Below are 5,442 nucleotides of genomic sequence, written 5' to 3'. Positions count from 1 at the left end.
GGGGATGGGGAGGTGGCTGGGGACGGGGAGATGGACCCCGACGACGCCTCGGTCACCCCGACGACGCCTCGGTCGATGTCCCGGTCGACGTCTCGGGACTGACCATCGCCGTGGCGACGCCGGCCCCGCCGACCAGGAACAGCACAACGACAAACACCGTCGGCACCAGACCGCGCGACGGCCGTCGCACGAATCGACCAGATACTCGATGGCCAGACACCAGAGCGCCCCCCCGGGTGCGGCTGGCAACACGCCCGTTGCCGGCGGCCTGCCCCGGACCGGCGGAGACAACGTGATGCACGTTAGGCGGAAGCCCCACCATACGACGATCGATAGGATAACAGTCGCGTTGCCGGTCATCCGGGCCACGGGGGGAAGCGGTGAATGTCAGATTGCTGACGGAGAGGTCGGCGCGGGAAAGTATTTTTGTCGCCGTTTGCCTGACGGCGTGCCTGAATTGGCTCATGTTACCCATGGCGTCTCCGGTCCATGCGGCGGACGACGGGGTGGAACTCGGCGTCACCGTCGACGGTCAGCCCCTCGGCGAGGACAACGTGGTCCTCGGAGCCAGTGCGGTCGCCCGCGTGGTGGTCAGCGTGCAGAACCTGACCCGGTCGAACGTCCCCGTCGACTCGGTACGGCTGAGCGGAACCATGCTCGGCCTCACCTTCTTCGACTACGACACCCGGGTGCGCACAACCATCCCGGCCCGCGGATCGGCGAACTGGACCGTCGACCTGGATATGCGCGACCTCGACGGCCGGGCCACCGGACTGATGCCGGTGGAGGTGGCGATCCGGGGCGCGGACCTGCACACGGTGGCCGAGGTGTCGGGAACCGCCGACATCCACGGATCGCTGTTGTCCATCTACGGGCTGTTCGGCCTCGGGCTTGTCGTCCTGATGGGGCTGCTCTGGGCCGTCGCGTTACTCCCGCTCGGCCGCCATGCAGTGCCGGCCACCTGGTGGCAACGCGGCCTGCGGTTCGTGCCCGCCGGCTGCGGGGTCGGCCTGTTCGTCATCTTCGCGCTTTCAGCCACCCGGCTACTGTCACCCGGCACCCCCAGTGATTTCGGCATCACCATCACGACGACCGCCGTCTGCTTCGGGCTCGGGGCTCTGCTGCCCCAGCTGGTCCCGGCGACGAGGCGCGGCTGACCCCACCGGCCGTCCACGTGACGCACGCGCTGAGGATCGAGGGGCCCGGCCTGCGCGAGGCCACGACGAAGGACCTCGCACCGGGTGAGTCCGAGGACCTCACGGTGACCCTGCAGCCGGGTACTTACCAGCTGGACTGCCCGGTCGGCAACCACGAGTCGCTGGGTATGAAACTCGGCATCACGGTGTCCTGAGCCGTCCGCGCCATCTGGTGGAGTCGGCTGACGCCCACGTCAGCGCACCGCTCACCGGCCGGCGCCCGCGACGTTCCGCGCCTCGCGGCCGCAGGCGGGGCGTGTCATTCATTGACGAGATGGCTACAGTTCGACACCATCCAACTTCAGTTGGTAATCAATCGGCGGAGTGCCGGCTGGTCCTCCGTCCAGCCAGCCCGACCCGATCCGTTGCCAGGATCCTGGCGACCGAACCCGTGCTATGGCGCCCCGGCGGCCACGACGACGGTCGGGAAGGCCTGACCAGGGAGATCGGCCGTGCCGAGCAACCGGAGAACATTCGTACACCTGGCGGTCATGGCCGGAGCCACCGCACCGTTGTCCCTCACCGGGCTTCCCGTGTCTCTCACCGGGCTTCCCGCGGCGCTGGCGGCGCCGGTTCCAGGACCACGACCTGACCCACACCAGACGACGCCGGCCGGGGTCGGCATCCCCGGACCAGGCAGTCCCGGCTGGCTGACCAGTGGCAACAGCCGCGGGCTCTACGCCGGTTACTGGGTCAGCGGCGCGTACAGCACCACGGGCTTCCTCTGGCGCGACGGCACCGTGCATGTCCTCAACGGCAGCACGGCACCGAAGACGGTGACCGAGGACGGCGTAGTCATCGGCGATTTCGTCAGCCACTACGACCGGCAGGCGTTCCGGCTGGAACACAGAAACCCCCAGCCCCAGCGTCTGGGCTACCTCGGCGGCACCCAAACGGCCGGCGGCTACAGCAGCACCGCGGCGGCGGTCAACCGCGCCGGGGTCATCGTCGGCACCAGCACCACCAACGCTGGTACGCTCCATGCCTTCCGGTGGGCGGACAGCCACCTGCAGGATCTGGGTACGCTCGGCGGCCCGGGCAGCTCCGCCGTCGCGGTCACCAGCGCCGGTGCCATCGCCGGCAGCAGTGACACCGCCGCCGGCCCGTCCCACGCCTTCCTCTGGAGGAGAGGCACCCTGCACGACCTGGGTACCCTCGGCGGCCCGTCGAGTTCCGCGGTGGCCGCGAACGACGCCGGGCAGATCGTGGGCTACAGCGACACGGCCGACGGTCACACCCACGCCTTGCGCTGGGAACGCGGTCGTCTGATCGACCTCGGCACGCTCCCCGGCGACACCGATTCCTCGGCGATCGGTATCAACAACGTCGGCCAGGTCCTCGTCCGGAGCCGCGGCTCGTCGAGCCGTGCATTCGTCTGGCAGCACGGCCAGCGCGCGACCATTAGCGTGCCCACCGGCGACCTCGAGGTGACCGCCATCAACGACCGGGGAACCGTCGCCGGCACGGCGAACGGGCACGCGTTCCGTTGGCGCAACGGCCGCTTCACCGATCTCGGCACGCTGGGCGGGCCGTACAGCTACGCGAGCGCCATCACCCCCACCGACGTCGTCCTCGGTTCCTCGGTCCCGGCGGACTCCCCGATTCCGCTCGCGACCTTCTGGCCGGCCCCCGGCCGCTGACGCGACCCGCGAGACGTTTTTGGTCAGGATAGACGATGTCGGACGGATGGAGACCTCGCCGGCACGGCGGACCGCCGGCACCAGCACGGACGACCCGACGGAGGATCATCATGAGCGAGTCCGAAGACATCGCGGTACACACCCTGCCCGGCCACATCGCCGTCGTCGAGGTCCGCCGTCCGCCGCACAACTTCTTCGACGTGCGTCTGATCCAGACCCTCGCCGACATCTATGACAAGCTCGACGCCGACTCCGACGTCCGTGCCGTCGTGCTGTGCTCCCAGGGCAGGAACTTCTGCGCCGGAGCCGACTTCTCCGGCGCGAGTGCGGCCGAGGCGATTTCGGCGGATGAGGGGGCGCCGGCCCTTTACCGCGAGGCGCTACGGCTATTCGCCTCCCCGATACCGGTCGTGGCCGCGGTGCAGGGCAGCGCGGTCGGCGGCGGGCTGGGGCTCGCGCTGTCCGCGGACTTCCGGGTCGCGAGCCCGGACAGCCGCTTCGCGGCGAACTTCTCCCGGATCGGGCTGCACCAGGGCTTTGGCATCTCGGTGACCCTGCCGGCGGTCGTCGGCCGGCAGAAGGCGCTCGACCTGCTCTACACCGGTCGCCGGGTCGGTGGGCAGGAGGCGTTCGACATCGGCCTCGCCGACCGGCTCGTGCCGAACACCGAGCTGCGGGAGGCCGCGGTGGCGCTGGCCGGTGAGATCACCGCCGCCGCACCGCTGGCCGTGCGCAGCATCCGGGAGACAATGTGGGCGGATCTCGTCCCCGTCATCCGGGCGGCCACCGAACGGGAAACCGCCGAGCAGGCCAGACTGCGGGCCACCGAGGACTTCGCCGAGGGGGTGCGCGCCTCGACGGAGCGCCGCGAGCCCCGTTTCACCGGCTGCTGAGTGGTCCGGGCGGGCCGGTCCTCGGGGACTTCCGGGCGGGCGGGACGAGCCACCGGTCAGGCCTGGCCGCGGGCCACCGCCTCAGCCGGTGAGGAACCGCCCGCTTAGATAGGCCTCGGCCAGCTCGCAGCTGTCCCAAGCGTACTCGGTGACGCTCGGGACCGTGTCCGAGTGCGGATGGGTGCCCAGCCAAGCCACCAGGAGCAGCCGGCGCAACAGGACGAAGGTGGGGATCATTGCCACGTCGTCCGCGGTGAGCGGGCGCTGGCGCTGGTAGGCGGCCAGCCAGGCGGCCACCAGGTCGCCGGCCTCGTCGAGGTGCTCGATGAAGGACAGCGACGCGGCGAGATCCCAGAGGTACCAGCCGAAGCCGCAGTCGTCGAAGTCGATCACACAGACGTCCCCGGTGGACTCGTCCCGGGGTACCAGGAGGTTCGCCAGCCGCATGTCGGCGTGGACGAGCCCGAACCGGTCCAGCCCGGTGCCGAAGGCGGCCAGGCGTGCCTCGATGTCGGCCGCGGCCCGGCTCAGCAGGCCCAACGCCGCGCGGCTGTCCCCCCGCGGGCCGTCCCCCCGCGGGCCGGGGCCGCCGGCCAGCCCGATGATCAAGCCCTCCGACCAGCTCCCCCACCGGCCAGCGTCGCCGAGCATGCTCCGCCAGGTCCACTCGAAGCGGGCGAAGGTAGCCGGGCGGGACCACTCCCGCGCGTGCCGATGCAGCCGCGCGGTGATGTCCCCGAGCTGCCCGAACGCGCCGCGCAGGGACGTAGGGTCCGTCGGTTCCGGTGAACGTCCGTCGACCCATTCGAACAACACGGCGTGCCGCTCGGCACCACCCGGCCCAGCGGGATCCGGCGAGGCGGCGCTCGGAGGGAGGGCGCCGGTCGCGGCCACGGTCGCCACGGGCCCACCCGCCATCGTCGGCACGACCGGCGGCGTCACGACCACGCCATCGGCGCGCAGGGCAGCCACCCACGCCAGCTCGCCGTGAATCTCGACGAGAGTGTGGTACCCGGGCCGGTGCAGCCGCAACGCCCAACGCCGGCCGGTCGCCGGGTCGTCCACGCGGTAAGTGACGTTCTCCGAGACATGCAGCAGGCTCGCCCGCGGCGACGGGCCGAGATCGTAGGCGGCGAGGACGTCACCGAGGACGCCGTCCAGCCCCACCAGCCCGTCAACGGAGGTCGCGCTCACCGTACGACCGCCGGTCCAGGCGAGATGGCGCCTCCGTGGGAGGACGTGACCCCGCGTACGGTTCCGGCCTGCTTGAACCCTTGCTTGAACCCTGTTTCACCAAGGGAAATGGTCCGCATCCATCTTGTTTGCCGGAGTCGGCGGGCCGCCGTCAAGGAACCGGGCCCGGCCGCACCCACCGTCGAAACCCACCGTCGAAGAACCAGCGCCACGGCGCGGCGCCTCCACGAACACGGCCGCGCTGCGGCCGACGCCGTGCTGTTCTGCACCCCGCAGTACGCAGGCGCACTACCGGAAGCTTCAAGAACCTGATCGACTGGACGATCGGCGGCGGGGTGAGCCCATCGCGGTCCACCGGCGACCGACCCGGACGGCCGACCACCGATGGGCCCGCGATTGGGACACCGACCTTCCCTCCCTCGCGCCCTGCGCGGCGTCTCACCCGGACAGGTGACCCGCCGCGGCCGGACACGTCAGTTCGGGATGGGCTGGCAGTTGGGTTGCGGGATGGGCGGGTAG

The 5,442-nt window shown here is 70.9% G+C and carries 5 protein-coding genes; 4 read left to right on the top strand and 1 reads right to left on the bottom strand.

Annotated elements, in window-relative coordinates; all coding sequences use genetic code 11:
* The first annotated feature begins 473 nt into the window (after positions 1-473).
* The 4 genes from AC08OJ_RS18240 (at position 474) to AC08OJ_RS18225 (ending at position 3,729) form a co-directional block, all read left to right on the top strand.
* The gene (locus tag AC08OJ_RS18240) at positions 474-1,157 is read left to right on the top strand and encodes a hypothetical protein (protein WP_476594658.1); all 684 of its coding nucleotides are present in this window, start codon (positions 474-476) and stop codon (positions 1,155-1,157) included.
* Between the two features lie 17 nt (positions 1,158-1,174).
* Positions 1,175-1,351: a hypothetical protein gene (locus AC08OJ_RS18235; protein ID WP_476594657.1), complete on the top strand. Its 177-nt coding sequence runs from the start codon at positions 1,175-1,177 to the stop codon at positions 1,349-1,351.
* A 336-nt stretch (positions 1,352-1,687) separates the two neighbouring features.
* Positions 1,688-2,836, top strand: coding sequence for an HAF repeat-containing protein (locus AC08OJ_RS18230; RefSeq protein WP_476594656.1), 1,149 nt, complete (start codon positions 1,688-1,690; stop codon positions 2,834-2,836).
* A 110-nt stretch (positions 2,837-2,946) separates the two neighbouring features.
* Positions 2,947-3,729 (top strand): enoyl-CoA hydratase/isomerase family protein, encoded by a 783-nt coding sequence (locus tag AC08OJ_RS18225; protein WP_476594655.1) that lies wholly within the window; start codon positions 2,947-2,949, stop codon positions 3,727-3,729.
* 81 nt (positions 3,730-3,810) lie between these two features.
* Here the strand turns inward: AC08OJ_RS18225 and AC08OJ_RS18220 are convergent, their stop codons facing one another.
* The gene (locus tag AC08OJ_RS18220; protein WP_476596364.1) at positions 3,811-4,923 is read right to left on the bottom strand and encodes a phosphotransferase enzyme family protein; all 1,113 of its coding nucleotides are present in this window, start codon (positions 4,921-4,923) and stop codon (positions 3,811-3,813) included.
* Positions 4,924-5,442 lie beyond the last annotated feature (519 nt).

It is taken from the genome of Frankia sp. CgKIO3, from assembly GCF_977946435.1.
Note: the sequence above shows the minus strand (reverse complement) of the source record. Positions and strands in the feature narration are given on the sequence as shown.